Source organism: Geovibrio thiophilus, from assembly GCF_004087915.1.
GTDB lineage: Bacteria > Chrysiogenota > Deferribacteres > Deferribacterales > Geovibrionaceae > Geovibrio > Geovibrio thiophilus.
In genome coordinates, this window is the sequence record NZ_CP035108.1 from 2,307,250 (window position 1) to 2,325,169 (window position 17,920).

Annotated in this window: 18 protein-coding genes and 1 tRNA gene; 4 read left to right on the plus strand and 15 right to left on the minus strand. The window is 48.3% G+C overall.

Annotated features, from left to right (window positions below; all coding sequences use genetic code 11):
* The first annotated feature begins 75 nt into the window (after positions 1-75).
* Positions 76-148: transfer RNA gene (locus EP073_RS10710), tRNA-Lys, on the plus strand.
* A gap of 91 nt (positions 149-239) precedes the next feature.
* Here the strand turns inward: EP073_RS10710 and EP073_RS10715 are convergent.
* Positions 240-437: a hypothetical protein gene (locus EP073_RS10715; RefSeq protein ID WP_128467139.1), complete on the minus strand. Its 198-nt coding sequence runs from the start codon at positions 435-437 to the stop codon at positions 240-242.
* 146 nt (positions 438-583) lie between these two features.
* Here EP073_RS10715 and EP073_RS10720 point away from each other — a divergent pair, with 146 nt between their 5' ends.
* Positions 584-1,480 carry a LysR family transcriptional regulator gene (locus EP073_RS10720; RefSeq protein WP_164885343.1) on the plus strand — a complete coding sequence of 299 codons (897 nt, stop codon included), beginning with the start codon at positions 584-586 and terminating at the stop codon, positions 1,478-1,480.
* Positions 1,481-1,547: 67 nt separating this feature from the next.
* Here the strand turns inward: EP073_RS10720 and EP073_RS10725 are convergent, their stop codons facing one another.
* The 4 genes from EP073_RS10725 to EP073_RS10740 form a co-directional block, all read right to left on the minus strand.
* Positions 1,548-1,817, minus strand: coding sequence for a DUF3325 domain-containing protein (locus tag EP073_RS10725; protein WP_164885344.1), 270 nt, complete (start codon positions 1,815-1,817; stop codon positions 1,548-1,550).
* Positions 1,818-1,819: 2 nt separating this feature from the next.
* A complete protein-coding gene (locus tag EP073_RS10730) occupies positions 1,820-3,415 on the minus strand; it encodes a PepSY-associated TM helix domain-containing protein (protein ID WP_164885345.1) in 1,596 nt (531 codons plus the stop codon).
* Positions 3,415-3,702: a hypothetical protein gene (locus EP073_RS10735; RefSeq protein ID WP_128467143.1), complete on the minus strand. Its 288-nt coding sequence runs from the start codon at positions 3,700-3,702 to the stop codon at positions 3,415-3,417. The genes EP073_RS10730 and EP073_RS10735 overlap by 1 nt, the downstream gene beginning before the upstream one ends.
* A gap of 248 nt (positions 3,703-3,950) precedes the next feature.
* Positions 3,951-4,763 carry a DUF169 domain-containing protein gene (locus EP073_RS10740; protein WP_128467144.1) on the minus strand — a complete coding sequence of 271 codons (813 nt, stop codon included), beginning with the start codon at positions 4,761-4,763 and terminating at the stop codon, positions 3,951-3,953.
* A 263-nt stretch (positions 4,764-5,026) separates the two neighbouring features.
* Between EP073_RS10740 and EP073_RS10745 the strand changes: the two genes are divergently transcribed.
* Positions 5,027-6,433 (plus strand): methyl-accepting chemotaxis protein, encoded by a 1,407-nt coding sequence (locus tag EP073_RS10745; protein WP_128467145.1) that lies wholly within the window; start codon positions 5,027-5,029, stop codon positions 6,431-6,433.
* Positions 6,434-6,555: 122 nt separating this feature from the next.
* On the opposite strand, the gene EP073_RS10750 is transcribed toward EP073_RS10745, so the two are convergent.
* The 9 genes from EP073_RS10750 to EP073_RS10790 form a co-directional block, all read right to left on the minus strand.
* Positions 6,556-7,428, minus strand: coding sequence for a DMT family transporter (locus EP073_RS10750; RefSeq protein ID WP_128467146.1), 873 nt, complete (start codon positions 7,426-7,428; stop codon positions 6,556-6,558).
* Between the two features lie 93 nt (positions 7,429-7,521).
* Entirely contained in the window at positions 7,522-7,860 is a 339-nt protein-coding gene (locus EP073_RS10755; protein WP_128467147.1) for a nuclear transport factor 2 family protein, read from the minus strand.
* Positions 7,861-7,930: 70 nt separating this feature from the next.
* On the minus strand, positions 7,931-8,836 hold the full coding sequence (locus tag EP073_RS10760) for a helix-turn-helix transcriptional regulator (protein WP_347338917.1): 906 nt from the start codon (positions 8,834-8,836) through the stop codon (positions 7,931-7,933).
* Positions 8,833-9,528, minus strand: coding sequence for a 16S rRNA (uracil(1498)-N(3))-methyltransferase (locus EP073_RS10765; RefSeq protein ID WP_128467149.1), 696 nt, complete (start codon positions 9,526-9,528; stop codon positions 8,833-8,835). Before EP073_RS10765 ends, EP073_RS10760 begins: the two co-directional genes overlap by 4 nt.
* 69 nt (positions 9,529-9,597) lie before the next feature.
* The gene (locus EP073_RS10770; protein ID WP_128467150.1) at positions 9,598-9,849 is read right to left on the minus strand and encodes a hypothetical protein; all 252 of its coding nucleotides are present in this window, start codon (positions 9,847-9,849) and stop codon (positions 9,598-9,600) included.
* A 171-nt stretch (positions 9,850-10,020) separates the two neighbouring features.
* Positions 10,021-10,938 carry a SphA family protein gene (locus EP073_RS10775; RefSeq protein ID WP_128467151.1) on the minus strand — a complete coding sequence of 306 codons (918 nt, stop codon included), beginning with the start codon at positions 10,936-10,938 and terminating at the stop codon, positions 10,021-10,023.
* Positions 10,922-11,593, minus strand: a complete 672-nt coding sequence (locus tag EP073_RS10780; RefSeq protein ID WP_164885346.1) for a TorD/DmsD family molecular chaperone — start codon at positions 11,591-11,593, stop codon at positions 10,922-10,924. Before EP073_RS10780 ends, EP073_RS10775 begins: the two co-directional genes overlap by 17 nt.
* Positions 11,594-11,653: 60 nt before the next feature.
* A complete protein-coding gene (locus EP073_RS10785; protein WP_128467153.1) occupies positions 11,654-12,259 on the minus strand; it encodes a 4Fe-4S dicluster domain-containing protein in 606 nt (201 codons plus the stop codon).
* 9 nt (positions 12,260-12,268) lie between these two features.
* Positions 12,269-14,995: a molybdopterin-dependent oxidoreductase gene (locus EP073_RS10790; protein WP_128467154.1), complete on the minus strand. Its 2,727-nt coding sequence runs from the start codon at positions 14,993-14,995 to the stop codon at positions 12,269-12,271.
* Positions 14,996-15,164: 169 nt separating this feature from the next.
* Between EP073_RS10790 and EP073_RS10795 the strand changes: the two genes are divergently transcribed.
* Entirely contained in the window at positions 15,165-16,577 is a 1,413-nt protein-coding gene (locus EP073_RS10795; RefSeq protein WP_128467155.1) for an aminotransferase-like domain-containing protein, read from the plus strand.
* A 43-nt stretch (positions 16,578-16,620) separates the two neighbouring features.
* On the opposite strand, the gene lysA is transcribed toward EP073_RS10795, so the two are convergent.
* Positions 16,621-17,859, minus strand: coding sequence for a diaminopimelate decarboxylase (gene lysA, locus EP073_RS10800; protein ID WP_128467156.1), 1,239 nt, complete (start codon positions 17,857-17,859; stop codon positions 16,621-16,623).
* Positions 17,860-17,920: the final 61 nt, after the last annotated feature.

Genomic DNA, 17,920 nt, shown 5'->3' on the forward strand with positions numbered 1-17,920 from the left:
GTTTTAAAGAAAACAGTTTCTTTTTTCTTTTCAGATACTGAAAAGAAACTTTTTGATGTTGTCAAAAGATTTCGGGGGATATTAGCTCAGTTGGTAGAGCAGCTGACTCTTAATCAGTAGGTCGTAGGTTCGAGCCCTACATATCCCATATATAGGATTAAAACAAAAAGAGCACCTCAACAGAGATGCTCTTTTTTTTGTGTATACTCAGTCAGGAGTATATTTATTTTATTTTTGTCTTATGCTCTTGCGTTGTGGTGAAGCTTGCCGTGCGAGTCTATGTGCAGAGCTTTTCTGAAAAGCCTGCCTGTTTTGGCTGATAAAGAACCGAGCATTTTATGGAAAGCTTCGCTGCGCAGTTCCCTGCCTCTCATTTCAAGCCCGAAGATTTCCTCGTGCGACATCTGTGATGTATAAAGTTTGCTGACAGTTTTCATATATTTCCTCCGAAATTATCCTGTTTCATTACTGTTTCAACTCATAACTTAATATGCTATATAATTATGGACAGCAAATAGCCAATATTCGGCAACAGCTGTGCAAAAATGCACATCGCCTGTTTCCGGCTAAAATGAGAGGGATAATGTATCAGAACTGGGATGATTTGAGATATTTTCTGGCTGTGAGCAGGACAAACTCATTCGCGGGGGCGGCAGCACGTCTTCAGGTAACGCACAGCACAGTTGCAAGGCGTATTTCCGCGCTGGAGGAGTCACTTGATACAACGCTTTTCGTGCGTACTGAAAAAGGCTGCCGTCTGACTGCTTCCGGAGAGACTCTGCTCCCCTATGCGGAAAATCTGGAAGCGACAATGATGAACCTTGAAGAAAACGTCCACGGCAAAAACAGCCAGCTCTACGGCACGGTTCGCATAAGTGCGCCGGACGGTCTGGGGAACTGCTTTCTGGCTGTCCAGCTCGGCGGTTTCCTGAAACAGCAGCCGAATCTTGAGATAGAACTGATCCCTGTTCCGATGTATTACAGCCTTTCCAAGCGTGAAATAGACATTCTCATAACTCTGACCAAGCCCACGTCAGGCAACATCATAGCCCGTAAGCTCAGCAATTACCGCATAGGTCTGTTTGCGTCCGGAGATTATCTGGCGGCTCATGGTGAGCTCGGTAGTAAAGAAGACCTCGCATCCCACGATATAATAGACTACATCAGAGATCTTCTTTATGACGAGAACCTGAACTTTATGAAGGATTTTGCTCCTAATCAAAACAGCCGGTTCAAGAGCTCCACCATAGTCGGTCAGATGTACGCCGCTGTCTCCGGCACAGGTGTTGCGGCTCTGCCTTATTTTATGGCTCATACCAAGCCGGAGCTTGTTCCTGTTCTGCCGGAGATGTTTACGGAGCGTTCCTTCTGGCTTCAGGTGAACCCTGATTCAAGACAGCTTGCCCGTGTGCGGGCAACGATCGATTATATTGCCGATCGGGTGACGGAAAACAAAAAACTGTTCATGTCGCTCCCTTGAATCGGCGGAACTATCAGACAAAATAGAATATTTTGTGCCAAAAACAACGCTCCGCCGCCGATTGAAATCATCCGGTGAATTTATTTTCGGGCATGAACGACAGAGCAGTCACGAGGATGCTCCCCATGAGGCTCATTATGCCGAACCATGCGGCGATGCCAACGGCGGCATTCCATTCCCTTATGCAGGGGAGCACGGATGCGGCAAGCAGAAGCCATCCGGCTGTTCTGAAAACATACTTTTTCATACCTTTTATATTCTTTGAGTGACGCTCCATGGAAGCGGCTGTCAACCCGAAACCGACCAATGCGAGCACGCAGGAAAGCAGTATATTCATAATCAGTTCCCTCTTCCGACCGGAACGCCGGAGAGAGCCCCATCCGGCACATTCCGCTTCTCGGTGAGTTTCCATCCGGCATAGCCGAAAAGAAGCCCCAGACCGAACACAGTGAGGTCAAACCCCATGATTATCGCATTCCCTCCGGATACGGCGCTGAAAAGATTCACCTCAGACGTGAAAGCGTTCAGTACCGGCATAAGGCAGTAAAGCGAAGCCGAGAAAAAAAGCTGCTCACGCCAAGCGTTTTTCGGCGTGCGGAGCACAGGATGCAAAAAGAGAAGAAACCATGCGGCAAAAAACACATATATCTCCCACTGCGCCCTTGACGCAAGATTCGCAGGCAGAAGCCTGTTAGCCCAGAAATGAACGCCTGTCGCCGTCACCAGTCCTGTTATTCCGCCCACATTCAGCACCTCAACAAGCTTCCTGCCGAATGATTTCTTCATCGCGGCGGATTTTTTATTGACCCAGATGATAAGCCCCGTACCGATCATAACCGTTCCCAGTACACCGGAAACGAAGAAGAGCCACCGCAGAAAGGTGTCAGCGAACCGGGCAAGATGCAGAGATGTGAGAACCCCTGCTGTTTTTGCTACGCCGTCTGACGCCTGCATATTCATCATCCCCATGAACCTGCCTTTAGATCCTTTATAGGTGAGTCTCTCGGCGCTTCCGGTTCCTTTGAATCCGTTGACTATATCAAGCCCTGTTCCGGGGCTGACGGTGACAAGCGTGTTTCCTGAATACGGATTACTCACGCTGATACTGCCTGCCTCTCTGCCAAGCCTTTCCTCCGCATCTGCCAGAATCGTCCTTATATCAGGCAGAGGGGTCTTTTCATCGGGCAGGGGAATCTGCTCCTGCCGCATGTGCATTGCTATGTGATCCTCAAATGCTTTGGCGGTTTTATGTGAATTGAACGGCAGAATATAAATCATAACCAGCACAAGACCGGAATAAGTGATCATGAGATGGTAAGGCAGAGCAAGGACGGATGTGAAGATATGCGCGTCAAGCCATGATCTCAGACCTTTTTTTCTTCTGAACATAAAAAAATCCTTAAATATGCGCTTGTGTATGACAACACCGCTTATTATGGCGATGAACATAAACATTGTCGCTATACCGACTATCCGCCGTCCCATTGCCCTGTCCAGCCCGTAAAGCTCTATATGAAAACGGTAAAGGAAGTTGCCGCCCTCTGTGTCTCTGGCTCCGAGATATTCCCCTGTCAAAGGATCAAGATACCTCATCGGCATAGCGGTGCGGACGTAATCCACCTGCTTCATATCCATGGGAAGCCTCTCCCTGTGACCGACCTGAAGAACAGGGCTGCGTTTATCGGCAAAGATTATGCTCCATTCAGCGGCGTCGGGAAGGTTCGCTTCCAGATACTTAAGCGCCATCTCAGCCTGAAATGCCTTGTCGGCGGCGTCCAAAACTGCTTTATGGGTTTCAGGGTGCATCCAGTAAGTTATTTCATCCTTGAAGTAGGAGTAAGTGCCTGTGAAAAATATGACGAACAAGAGCCATCCGGTCAGAAGCCCGCTCCATGTGTGAAGCCTGCCTATTGATTTGCGGAAGGTTTCCTTCATCACGCACCCCCGAGCAGCAGCATTGAGCCGGTGACCGCAAACAGCACAAGCATAACCGCCCATACTGTCTTTGTTCCGGCATTGGAAAAAACCCAGACCAGCGCGCAGGCATAAGTGATAAAAAACAGCATATTCGCAGCCTTTTCCGACTGAATCGGATTAAAAGGCATAACGCCTGCCAGCAGAGCGGAAACCATCGCGGACAGCGCATAACCGCCGGCAACACCCAGCAGGATACGGGAAACGGTTTCAAACCCGTGAGATTTTTCCGGTATACTCTCAGCCATATTATTCCTCTTTATGCAAAAAATAAGTGACCCGAAGCTTTTCAGGCACTCCGATCGGCATAAATGAATCTCTGAATATGGATTTCTGTATTTAAACCAATGTTAAAAATGTGGATAACAAGAATATTAGATATTGTCAATAAATTTAATCTTCCCTAACTCGACACATAACTATTTAATATTTCTGAAAATATAGCAATAAATAGTTTTAAAAACGGCGATCCGGATGACCGCCGTTATCATTTATTTCAGCTTATCAGTTCCTTCCACTGGTCCTCCTCAAGGAAGCTCCCTTCGACATTCGCCTCCATCTCAAGAAACAGTGAATAAGGCATGCTGAATGTCAGCACATCTTCACCGAGGCTCTTTTTTATTGTTTTGCGGGCAGTTATGTCAAACATACCGATTACCCCTTTTGGGTTTTCGCTTCCGGCTTCCTTGTAGGTGAGTATACCGACCGAGTGGCAGCCCGCTCCGAACGGCGCCTTGACATTCTCTATCCCTTTTCTGAAGTAATTGCACATTATAACCATCGCCGAGAGCTGGGCGGGTTTACAGACAAACGTCACGCTCACGGGAGTTTCCTTCTCGGGGTCAACCATGGAAAGCGGCTTGAAAACCGTCATTTTATCCAGATTAATGAATCCGACCGTATCCACAAAATCTTCGGTCAGTTCAGGATTCTTGATATAGCGCTCCCCGTGTGAAAAGTGACGCAAAAAGTGCTCCGGCGCCCTGCCCTTCATGCCGCTGATGACCGCTTCACCTTTGGGAAAGCCTTCGTTGCCTGATGAGAGGAAATGACAGAAGCACTCCCGCCCGCCGGGAAAAACATTTGTGTAGCAGTCGCCGTAGCCCAAGCCCACACCTGCGCCCGGACAGCCGAACCGCTTAGAGTCCGTAACGCCTATTTTCCCCTTAGCCGCCGAAGCCATAAGGGAGATGACACAGCCCGTTTTACCCTCACCGAAAGCTATTGCCCCTTCCGGCGCTTCGTCTGTCCAGAGTGTAGCCACAGGCTCAAAACCGAGCCTGACAGATTCCGCCAGTCTGCTCTTCATATCCGCCTCCTTAATTTCGTGTATTATAGATCAATGACAATTTCCGGTCATTAATATTTCATGCAAATATTCTTTGCCTGCAATCAACACTTTTTTTGTCTGCTCATAAAATATGCAGCGGCAGATTCATTTTTGACCACAAACAGTTACTTCCTTATGACGATTTCCGCAAAATTCTCACTTTTCGCCGTCCGCAGGGCTCTGCGTCATATTTTCCAAACTGGTACGCATCTTGCGTATATGTTTGAAAAGAGGTGATTATTATGTTTAATTTTACGTCAGGGCTGCATGATAGACTGCTGAAACCGCTTGAGAGAATGGCTTCAGGCAGATGGGACTTAAACGGCAGGTTCGAGTCACTCAGGGGAGGACTTGCCGAAAAAGCGGGCAACGTGCTGAACAAAGTCTTTGAATCACTGAGAAAAACAATCGAATCCATATCCAAGTCATCCGTAACCCTCTCCCAAATAGCACCGGAGCTTGATCAGGCTGCAAAATCCCTTGAGGAGCAGTCAAAAATTCAGGCGGAAAAGGTAGTGCAGATAGCCGCCGCAGGGAAGCAGATGGCTGTTTCCGTGGAGCATGTGACAGACAGCACACTGGAAGCCACTCAGTTTTCATCGCAGATAACCAAATCTGCCGGAATAGCCATGGAAAAAAGCCGACTCTCCGAAAAATCCATGCTGGAGGTCAAGGAGATGGTGACAGGACTGAAAAACCAGATGGAAGCCCTATCCGAACAATCCGGCAAAATAGGTTCCATCATGGAGATGATAAAGAAAATCGCCGACCAGACAAACCTGCTGTCCCTCAACGCATCCATAGAAGCGGCAAGGGCAGGAGAAGCCGGACGCGGATTTGCCGTGGTCGCAACGGAGGTCCGCAAACTGGCGGAGCAGTCCATGGAAGCGACAAACGGCGTCGAAGGGATACTCTACAGCATAAAAAGCAGCATAGAAACCTCAATGGGTTCAGTGGGAAAGGTGCTCTCATCCGTTGAGAAGTCAGCGGGAATAAGCGAGGAAGCGGTGGAGCTTCTGTCTGACGTTGCCGCCCACATGGATGAGCTGGACAGACACCTCAACACCATAGCCGCAGCAGGACAGGAGCAGGATGTAACCGTGAAATCCGTAGTAAGCGAGATAGACGGCATAGCCGCCGCTGCCGAGGAGCAGTCAGCCCTTGCGACACAGTTAGGCGGCATAGTGGACAAAATAAACGGCGGATGTGACGATCTCCTTGTATCCGTGGGAGTTTTCCGCACAGGCTCACACGAACGGGCGGAGAAGGCGACTCTGGAAGCGGCGAAAAGCAGAGAGATCACATCCATGAACGCCTCCTCCATCGAAAGCTACATGAATCAGTTCATCAAACACCACAGTTACATAGAGCTTGCCTACATAACGGACGCGAGAGGGAGGCAAATCTCGCCGAATATATGGAACAAAAAGGTCAGGGAATCAAACGACAGCCGCTCCGTCGGCTCCGACTGGGCAACCAGAGACTGGTTCAGGAAACCGAAAGAGACAGGAGATGTTTATGTCACAGACATTTACAGGTCAGTAGCCACTGACAACTTCTGCTTCACCGTTGCCGTACCTGTGAAAGACTCCAAAGAGAGCTTCGCCGGAGTTCTGGCGGTGGATATAAGCTTTGCGGATATGATGTAGAAGACTGTCATCTGAAAAAGAGGAAAGCAGAATTTGGTTTCTTTGGAAAGAAACTGAGAAAACCTTTCTTTGCCATTAAAGAAAGGTTTTCTCAGTTTTAAGTTTTTATAAACCAAACTCATTCAATTTTTCTTCTGCGCCAGCAGCACTCCGGCGGCTATGACGGCAGAACCTGCAAGCTGCGAGGCTCCCAAGGATTCGCCAAGCATGCCCCACCCCATAAACACGGCAAACACCGGAATTAGGTTTATGAAAACCGCCGCCCTTGTGGCGGGTATCTTGCTGATTCCCCAGTTATACATTCCGAAGGCGCCTATCGTTACGAATACTCCCAGATAAATAACTGCGGCTGTAACCCTTCCGCTCCACTCGGCATCAAACACGCCGGACGCTCCGCCGGAGAAGAACAGCACGCCCGAGCCAGCCTGAATGAGCGTGAGCACCCACGGATTAAACCTTGCGGAAAGCCTCCGTGTGAGCACCATATACCCCGCGGCGCAGACCATGGCGCCCAGTTCCATCATGTTGCCGAGAGCCGGATTCGCCGCTTTGTCATCGCCGCCGCTGCCGAATGTGAGCCACGCCACACCGAGGACGGACACGGCAAGCCCCGCCATAGCTGTTCTGCCCGTCTTTTCGCTTAAGAAAACCGCGGAAAGCACAGCGACAAACATAGGCACAGTGGATGAGATCACTCCTGCCTGAGAAGCGGTAGTGAATCTGAGAGCGTTAGCCTCAAGCAGAAAATACAGACACGGCTGCAAAAGCGCCATCACAGCGAGAAGCTTTATCTCCCCCATGGTTATATTTTTCGGAAACAGCCTGAAGCAGAAGGGAAAAAGCAGTGTAAAGCCTGCCGTCATCCTTATCCAGACTATTGTCGAAGGCGGAAGCTCGCTAAGTGCTATACGTGTGGCGGTGAATGAGCCCGCCCAGAAAATAACCGCGCACAGAACCGCCGCAAAGGGCAGAAGCGCGGAATGTTTTTCAGTCATGACTGTTCCTCCTCATATCGAGGATGCGAGGATAGACTGTTTTTATCAAAGAGTATTGCAGAAAATTGCTCCCGAACCGCTTCCGCCCCTCTGTTATTTTTCGGAGAGAACTATTCGCAACTCGGTGATTTTTCCGCTGTTCACCTTAAGCTGATAATCCAGAGGGAGGGGGCTGCCCTCAAATTCCCCCGAAACCATCAGAGTGAGCAGAGCATTCTCACCGTCTTCGGAGTAGTCCAGAAAATCGTATGACACTTTGTACTTCACATTTGCTGCATCTATCCATTTTCTGATCTCAGTGTGCCCCTGAATGCGTTCGCCTTCGTCATAAACCGTTGCGTCTTCGGCGAAGCATGCTGTTATCGCCGCTCCGTCATGCCTGTTTTTTGCTGTTACAAATTCCGCCATAAGCACCGGAAGATTACCGCTCATATGAGAGCCTCCTTAAGGTTTTTCAGGAGTATAAAGGCATGAATATGACACCAGTCTGTCATAATTGAAATTAATCCGTATAATAAATCAGAGCTCCCCTGAGCCTCAGCGCCACCTCTTTTCTTATGTGAGGCGGTTCGATAACCTCTGCATTGCTTCCCAGAGAGAGGAGAAAGGAATAAAGCCATTCACTGTCAGGAAGCTCAGCTTCCAAACGACAGTCCCCTTCCGGCATGCGGCTTATCAGTGAATCATCAAAAAGATCCCATATCCGGCTGAGTATCTTTTCGTTAAATCTCAGCACGATTTTAACCGCCGGCTCCTCCGCATTATTCTTAACGGCGGAAATTGCCGGTCTCTCCGGACATGTCTCATCGCTCACAGTGACATTCTTCATTCTGGATGTGCGAAATGTCCTGTATTCATTCCTCTTTCTGCAAAAAGCGGAAAGATACCAAGTGTAGTCTCTGAAAATCAGCCTGTCCGGTTCCGCCTCACGCACAGACCGCCCGCCTTCGGCATTAACATATTCAAAGCTTATTAATTTTCTGAGCCTGAGTGCGTTTCTGATCAGATCCAGACGCTGCTTCCCCTTGTTTTCCGGACTGCCCCAAGGGGAAAAGTCAATCTCTATCCGATCGCTTGTGCCTGTCTGCCGGAAAACCGCGCCGAGTTTTTCAATGAGTCTTTCTGTCTCCGGATACTGCGCAGCCTTGAGAGCGCCGAGAGCGTTAAGAAGCCCGTTCCTTTCCGCCTGTGAGAACACCGCCCGGCTGAGGGTGTATTCCTCCATTATAGAGAATCCGCCTCCGCTCCCCTTCTCGGCGAATACAGGAACACCGACGGAGGAAAGTATGTCCATATCCCTATGGATTGTACGTCTGGAAACACCGAACCTCTCCGCCAGTTCTCCTGCGGTTATCGTCTTCTTATTCAGCAGGATTATGATTATCTCAAGCAGGCGGTAAATTTTCAGAACAGCCTCCCCAGAATATACGGTACGGCGCTTTCCACGTTCAAAATCCTTTCACCCACAGAGAAGAAGCTGAATCTGACCTCTTCCAGCGTGTCCAACTCCTTCTGTATGAAGCCGCCTTCAGCGCCTATCACAAGAGTTGCCGCCTCCTTTATTTCAGACCGCAGCGGAGCACCGGCGGGATGAGCGGCAAGACGCAGAGTATTTTTGCTGATTTCAGGGAGAATCTCACGTACAAAGGGAGTGAAGAAACGGTGGAAGGTGATATGGGGAAGAACGGTGTCCTTAGCCTGTTCGAGAGCGGGTATGAGAAAGTCTTCCAAGCCTTCAAGAAGCGGACTTGACCAGTAGCTTTTCTCAACCCGCCATGAGTTGAATATATGAATATCCTTCACACCGAGACAGGTCAAGGTGTAAAGAACTCTTCTTAAAACCTTCGGGCGGGGCAGAGCGATGGTGAGGCGTACATTCAGGGGAGCGGGCGGGTCATTATCCGGTGTGAACATCAGAACGGCTTTTTCTTCGCCGACTTGTTCCACCTGTGCCGTTCCGAGTTTTCCGCCCAGAACCCCTGCTTTAAGTTCATCTCCATCGTTTTTTTTGAGCGTTTCTTTCAGGTGCTTAAGCCGCCTTCCCGAAACTTCCGCTCTGCCTTCTTTCAGCTCACTTTCTTTGAGAATGATAATGTTCATGCTAGGAATGATACTGCCTTAAACATCGGCTGTCAAAGAGTTAAGCTGAAAACCGCCCGAAGGGTAAAACTATCTCAGTTCGGTTTCGTAAACACTTTTCCAGTATCTGGAATTTTCCGTTTCGTGCCCCTGAAGCCCGTAAGCTATAGCCCTGTACAGGTTGTTGTAGTAAAGCCCGCTTTCAAAACCTTTTTCCATGAGCATTTCAGCCATTTCCATGCCGACAGAGGGGTCTCCCTCCTGAGCTACGGCATAAAGGCTCACGGTATCGCACATATTTTTGAGGTATTCGGGGCTGGTGTAAGGATGTCTGCTTCCCATTGTGCACCTCCGCGCGAAAAATAAAGCGGGATACAGGGTTACGTTAAACAGGACTGGTCTCCATAGGCTGATATTTATATTATAAGCAGAGTAATTAGCATCCGCAAGGGAAATTGAAGAAAAAAGGACGGAGCCGCCTGTACCGGCTCCATCCCCTTAGAGGAGGAAAGATTAAAATGCCTTAACCAGAGTCAGCCAGAATGCGTCGCCTTCCTTGGTATCCTTACCGCCGAATTCTTTATAATATTTCAGCCTGAGCTGCCCCTTGATCTGCGGTATCGCCATATCTATTTCGGGACCTGCCGCATAAATGCGGTCGAGATCATCCGATGTTCTGTCACTGCCCTTATCGTCAGTGATCTGCCAGTGAGCATACCCTGATATACCTACATCAAAGAGTCCGACTGATCTGCCGAAGCCCCATTCTACCAGCACATCATCACCGTATGTCAGATCAAGAACCCTGTTTTCAAAATGCTTTTCATATCTGGCAAGCACTGACAGGCTCCAAAGCCTTTCAGAGTCAAAGAACAGTGTTGTTCCGGCTGTGGCGGTTATGTTGTAGTGGTCGCCGCCTATGGACGCCGCGTCGCTCTCATCATATTCACCTGTGGGAACAAGCATGGACAGGCTTATTGTCACATCCTGCCGAGGTCTGTGCCACGCCAGCACCAAAGGCTCCACAGTTATATCACCCACGCCGGTGCTTTCCGCATCCACACCTGCGGCATCGATTTTCAGATCAACATTCACTACGGGAATAATGATGTTCATACCGTAGTCTGCACCGAAAAACTTTTTGTTTGTCACATAGACAAAACGGTGCGCCATGGCGTAGGAGTTTACATCGAAGCCTATTTTTTGTTCATCACCGTTTTTGTCCCTCATAGTGTCGGATGAGTAGAGCTGATTATAAAGCACATAGTAAAAACCCGGTCCCGGAAACGATGCAGCCTTTATCCCCTCGGAACCCAGAGGGTAATCCACCGCCTGCGCGTCGGGAATGCCGATGGCGATAAGAAAAGTTAAAATGCAGAGAGCAGTTCTAATATTATTAAATGTTTTCTGAAAACTAAAATAAAAATTCATCAGAGCCTCCTTTGGCAGTCACTGTGAGGGATGTCAGTTTCAGCACCCCTCTGTAAAAATCTGTTGCCGCATGTTTTTCAGCCTCTTCACAAAACATTCCCACCCAGTTTGCCGGATGGTTTTCAATAAAGCTGTCGGACATATCCTGATATTTGGAATATTCCTCAAAATTTTCCGTTTCAAGAGCTGTAAGACGGAGTGAAGCAAGATGTGCAGCATAGGCAAGTTCGGTGCCTATATAATCGTGCCTGTTATTGATCTCCATATACTCCGCGAAGCCGTTACACTGGTACTCCTGAGCCAGTACGCTGATCAGTTTCAGGCTGCCTGAGTTCACATAAAGCTGCTCATATGGAGCTTTAGGACCGTAATCAGGCGCTACACCACGGAAAAGCTTTGTCCAGTCACGCTTAAGTTCGATTACCAGCTCATCACTACGGACAGCCTCACACGCATACTTGGTAATCATTGAAACCGCTGAGCTTATTCCGTTCATCGGAACAGAGCCGGAAGTAAGGTTCATCAGTGCTTCAATAAAATTTCTGTCAGGGTTGTAATTATAAAAAGCAGCCAGCAGTCTGAATGTCGCACGATCTATCTCTGCGTTGGATAAAGCTTCTTCTTTGCAGAATATCATATCGTTGTTTCCAGTCATTATTGCACCCCGGTATAGGCTCCGCTCCGCATGCTTCTGCGGAGCGGGCATCAGATTAGTTTATTCGATGTAGAATACACTGGGCTTAGTGCCCTCTTCCGGTCGGTATGGTTTCGGCTTGTACTGCCTGAATATTTTTGAAACCTCACTTTTAGGGTCATCGAGATCGCCGAAAATTCTGGCAATAGCGGGGCAGGTCTCCACACACGCCGGCGGCAGACCTTTTTCTCTTCTCGGTGCGCAGAAAGTACACTTATCCACAGTTCCGCTCACATGCTCACCGCTTCTGAGCTTTTCATAGGCATCCTGCCCCTTCATGCCCCAGTAGGTGGGAGCATCTTCGGAGTTGAAAAACCTTGCATCGTAAGGACAAGCCTCCATGCACTGCTTGCACCCGATGCACTCTGAAGCGGTAACCTGCACAGTGCCGTCAGCAAGTTTTTTGGATGCCTTTGTTGGGCACACCTCAACACACGGCGCATCATCACAGTGGTTGCAGATCAGGGGCATGTACCCTATTTTGCTGTTGGGGAATTTGCCGTGCTCCTCCGTGAGCGTTTTTGTATAAAATGTCCCGGGAGGCGTGGCGTTTGCCTGTTTGCAGGCAACTGTGCACCCGTTGCATCCGTAGCATCTTCTTTTATCCATTATCATTACGAGTTTCATACCTGACTCCTAACTCTGTTTATAGATTCTGACGGGAACAGTATTCGTTACGCCCATTGCAACAGGGTCGAAATCGGAGATTTTGTTTCCTGTAAGCTGATTGTAATGCAGGTATTTATCTCCGCTGTGTCCTGCGGATTTAATAAGCCTGCCCAGACTGCCCGCTATGCCCACTACACCGGGCTGCAAAATCTCAGTCACATAAAGCCTGCCGGAAACCTTACCGTATTCGGATTCAACAACAACAGTGTCTCCGGTAGCCAGACCTTTTTCCTTTGCTGTTTCGGTATTGAGCGAAACTGTCCCGTAGAACGGATCAAAAGCTTCCCCTGTTTCAGTGAGATAAGGGAGCTGATCCACAGCGCCTATCCTCATAGGGGAATACTGCGTCTTGTATGTTATGGATACAAGATCGTATCTGTCGCCTTTTTTCACCGAGTTAACTTTGTTAGGGCGCCATGTTATTGTCGGCTCGTAATAGGAAAGATGATCTTCCATATCCCAGTCGGGCAGATATATTTTGTCTCTGTGGGCGGTAAAGTATTTGCGGAGTGTATCACCGCTGGCTTTAAGCCTTGAGAAATAGAACGGAAACCGCATCTCGCCTTTTTTATAGCGTCCGGTATTGTAACAGCTTCCCTGAGCTTCTCTCTGGATAATCAGCCCCGATTCGTTCAGGCTGTCCATGGTGTGTTCACTGCCGAAATATTTCCGAACGCCTCTGTCCCAGACCTCTCTTACGGAATATCTTTTATCAAGGTCGAAGTAGTCCTTTTCATCAAGAAAAGCGATCGAGATTTCACCGATCATTACGCCCATTTTATTGATCGCATCGTTGAAATTCGAGATGATGCCCATACGCTCGGATATATCCATAATTATGTCCTGAGACTGGCGGGAATCGTAGACTGCGGGAAACGGATCTCTGTACATAAGCATCTTAAGACCCATGGTATCTTTCTGATATACATCAAAAGCCGATTCATAGCAGTTAACTGACTCTTTCTCAAGAATCGCATGAGAGGGCAGCAGTATATCCGACATGTGAGCCATTTCGTCATAGTTGTAAGCCAGTGTTGCGGAAAAGGGGATTCTGGATATTGATTCGGCAACCATGTAAGGCTCGGTTGTGCTTGAAATCGGGTTGCCGCCTACTGTAAGCAGAGCATCTATCTCATACTCAAGACCGTATTTGTGCGGATCCATAGCTACCTGATACGCAAGAGCCGGTATTGAGTGCCTGTGCGGGAAAAATTCGTAGAGATCTATGTGCTGCGGCGGCCACACAGGTTCGTTGCATATAGCTTCCATCTTAGGAGCCACCACGCCGTCTGCGTCCGGATCAAGGAACGGTCCTCTGGCGCAGGCGACATTGCCTCCGGGCACATCAAGAGAACCCACAAGCATGTTTACAACTTTGCTCATGAGGTCTCCGCCTACACCGTCTTTCTGCCCCATTGTGCCGCGCTGGCAGATAACTGAAGATGTTCGGAGAGGGAATTTTTTGATTTTTCCGCTGTTGTCTTTCAGTTCGACTGTTTCGCCGATACTGGCGTTTTCAACGAACTCTTTTGCTATCTGACGGATCCTTTCAGCAGGCACGGTTGTTATTTTCTCCGCCCATTCCGCCGTATTCGTTTTGAGGCTTTCTTTGACAAGGAGAAAGCTTGCGGTAAGCTGTTCGCCGCCGACTTTGACCCGCGCCTCAAGATCAGGTGTTTTCAGGGTTTTATCATCAAATGACTTAACTTTTTTATCCGCAAGATCATATATCTGCGGCTTGCCGTCTCTGCCTCTGAAATAATCTCCATGTGAGTTAATGAGGTAGGGTGAGTTTGTCCACCAGCGGAGAGACTCGGCATCATATTTTTTGATCTCATACATGATGGTATGCGCTATTGCCATCAGGAAAGGCAGGTCTGTTCCGGGCTTGATCGGCACCCAGTCGCCTTTTCCGGCTTCTGCGGAACATCTGGGGTCGACAACGACAAATTTTGTTTTCTTACCGACAATAGCGTCGACAGCGCCTCTTGCGCCACCGTTCGCAGCGCCAATGGACATTCCAGTATGTCTGCCCATGGTTATAACATATTTGGCGTATGTAAGGTCGGAGACCGTCACGGGGAATATCCCCTGCACAAGATCTGCCGCATAATGCAGAGCGCAGAGAGTGCCGTTGCTTTTAAGATAGTTGGGTGTACCGTAAGCTGCGGCAAAATAGAAAAGATATGTACAGAAATAGTTCATATCCCCGAATCCCACCTGAAAGATAAATCTTCTGGGGTCTTTATCCCTGACTTCCTTGAGCTTTTTGGCGGTGGTTCCGAGAGCCTCGTCCCAAGAGATCTCCACCCATTTAGGATCCTCGTTGATCCCTTTTTTAGGGTTGGTTCTCTTCATGGGCGCTTTTACCCTGTAAGGATTATACAGGTTTTGGATCAATGCCTGCCCTCTTGCGCACATTGTTCCTTTGCCGTTTTCGGACTTAGGGTTTCCCTTGAGCTCGACAACAACTCCGTTTTCAACACGGTACATATTCGCACAGTCGCCGCGCATGCACATGCGGCAGTGGCTGAAATGCCAACCGTCTTTGCCGTGCGGGGCTGTTTTGATCGCCGTGTGCTCCTTTGCTTCTGTTCTGCCGGTATAGCCAGTTCCGATAACAGCAGCAGTGCCAAGCACTCCCATAGTCTTCAGAACTGTTCTCCGGCTGACGTTCACTAATGACTTCGCCATAGTTTTCCTCCGTTTAAGAACATCAAAAATTAAGCACTAATCAACTCTTGAAAAAAGCTTACAATTCTTTAACGTGTCAACAAAGGACCAGAAGATTTAATTAGGCTGGGACCAGAGCTTTGTGATATGATCATTTCAAACAGAGTTACATTTGATTCAGAGGTTAAATATGCTTCAGGGAATAGTTTTTGATAAAAACTCCGGCACTCCTCTATACATACAGTTAGCGAAAGCTATACGCAGCCGGATAGAAAACGGAGAATTTAAAAGAGGAGAAAAACTTCCCAGCAAACGAAAAATGATGTCGGTTCTGGATATAGGCAAAAATACCATATCCGCCGCAATGGATATGCTGGTACAGGAAGGCATGGTAAAAGCCTATCAGAAATCAGGATATTTTGTGGCAGAGCAGTGGGATATAAATATCCCCGACTGGCAGGCGTATATCAAAAGAGCGAAACACAAGCCCGGCAACAACGAACTCCGCTTCTGGGCTGACGCAGGCGGACTCACCGACTTCGGACTGAGCAGCGACTTCGATATATCACCGTTCATAGTGGAAGCTTTTAACAACGCACTGGTGCGCTCGTACGATCTGACTTGTAAAAACGATTACTCGGTGTACGGATACCTTCCCCTGAGAGAATCACTGATCAAGCACCTGAAGCTTTCCGGAATCAACGCGGAGATCGACAATATTCTCATCTGTCCCGGCAGCATTCAGGTTCTCTACCCTGTTTATGAATCATTAATGACCAACGGTTCAAATTTTCTCCATGAAAAAAGCAATCTGATTGTAGCCATTTCCGACATCCACTCTTTGGGGATGAACATGATACCGATTGAGGCTGATCAGCACGGACTTTCCAGCGTGGAGCTTGAAAAAGCGATATTGAAATATAAGCACCCCATTCTCCACGTTGACCCCACGGATCAGGCACCCACCGGCATAGTGATCAGCAAAAAGCGCAAAGCGGAAATAATGAAAATCATCAATAAGTACAAACTGCCTGTCGTGGAAATAGAGCATCTTCAGGACGCATGGTACAACAAGCCCTTTCCGCCGTCCTTTAAATCAATGGACACCTTCGGAAACGTCATTTATATCGGAATGCTCATAAGAAGCTGCCCGTTCGACCTGCAAATGTCATGGATTGTGGCAGACAAATGTATCATCAGGCATTTAAGCAACGTAATGATTCAGGATGGAATAAAAGCCAATTTCTTCATGCAGATAGCAGCGGATGAAATGTTCAGAAGCGGAATGTATTACAAAATGATGCACGCCGTGCGGTGCTTCATCAAAAAACGGCGGGAAACAGCTCTGGCTTTCTGTGAAAAACACCTTAAAGACATAGGCATATGGAATGAGAAAAACTGCGGATTCCACTTCTGGCTCGAATTTCCCGGAACGAACACAAAGGCTCTGTTTAAAAATAATTATTATAAAACATTTCATCCCGGTCACTTCTTCGACAGGCAGGACACCACCCATATTCTGCTCTGTCCCGCATCAATTAAGGAAGACGAGATAGAAACATCCATTATCGAAATAGCCGGGCTGATAAGGAAAAGCGCATGAAAAGAAAAAAGCCGCCTCTTTCAAAAGAGGCGGCATGAAGTGCTCAGAACTTGAGGGTCGTGAAATAGTCCTCAGGAGTTTCAGCTCTTCTGATCATCTCAAAGGAGCCGTCTTCATTGAGGAAAAACTCAGCGGAGCGGAGCTTGCCGTTGTAATTGAAGCCCATGGCGTGTCCGTGGGCACCTGTGTCATGGATGGCTATAAAATCGCCTTTTTCCAGAACGGGGAGCTTTCTGTCCACGGCAAACTTGTCGTTGTTTTCGCAGAGTGAGCCTACAACATCATAAACAGTGTCAGCGGGAGCGTTCTCCTTGCCGAGAACCGTTATATGATGATAAGCGCCGTACATTCCCGGACGCATAAGGTTCGCCATGCAGGCGTCAACGCCCACATAGTTTTTGTATATTTTCTTCTCATGCACAGCCTGAGTCACTAGGTAGCCGTAAGGTCCCGTGATCACCCTGCCGCATTCAAGGTATATTTTCGGCTTCAAGCCTTTAGAGGCAAGTATGCCTTCGTATTTTTCTTTAATCTTTTCGCCGAGAACCTCAAGGTTCACAGCTTCCTGCTCGGGCTTGTAGGGTATGCCTATACCGCCGCCGAGGTTGATGAACTCAAGCTCTATGCCGACTTTTTCCGCAATTTCAGCAGCCATTTCAAAGAGAATCACCGCTGTTTCCACGAAGTAGTCAACATTCAGCTCATTTGAGGCTACCATTGTGTGCATACCGAAGCGCTTAACCCCCTTCGCCTTGCATATGGAATAGGCTTCAAACATCTGCTCACGGGTAAGACCGTATTTTGCGTCCTCCGGGTTGCCGATGATAGCGTTGCCGCCTTTGAGAGGTCCCGGATTGTAACGGAAGCAGATAAGCTCGGGCAGACCTGCCGCCTGTTCAAGAAAGTCAATGTGAGTGATGTCGTCAAGGTTGATGACAGCGCCCTGCTCCTTTGCTTTCTGATATTCCATCGCCGGAGTTTCGTTGGAGGTGAACATTATGTTCTCTCCGCTGATGCCCGCCATATCGCAAAGCATAAGCTCAGTGTATGAGCTGCAGTCGGCTCCGATACCGATGGATTTGAGAAGCTTCATTACGGAAGGGTTGGGCAGAGCCTTAACGGCAAAGTATTCCCTGAACTCGGGCGCCCATGAAAAAGCCTTCTGAAGTCTTCCGGCGTTTTCCAGAATCGCTTTTTTGTCGTATATGTGAAAAGGCGTCGGGTATTTTTTTGTCAGTTCTTCAATCTGCTGCTTGGTGAAAGGGACTTTTTTTTCTGCCATTGTACAATTCTCCCGCATGAGTTATGATTTTTTAACTAATGGCTTTAACATTCTTCTGCCG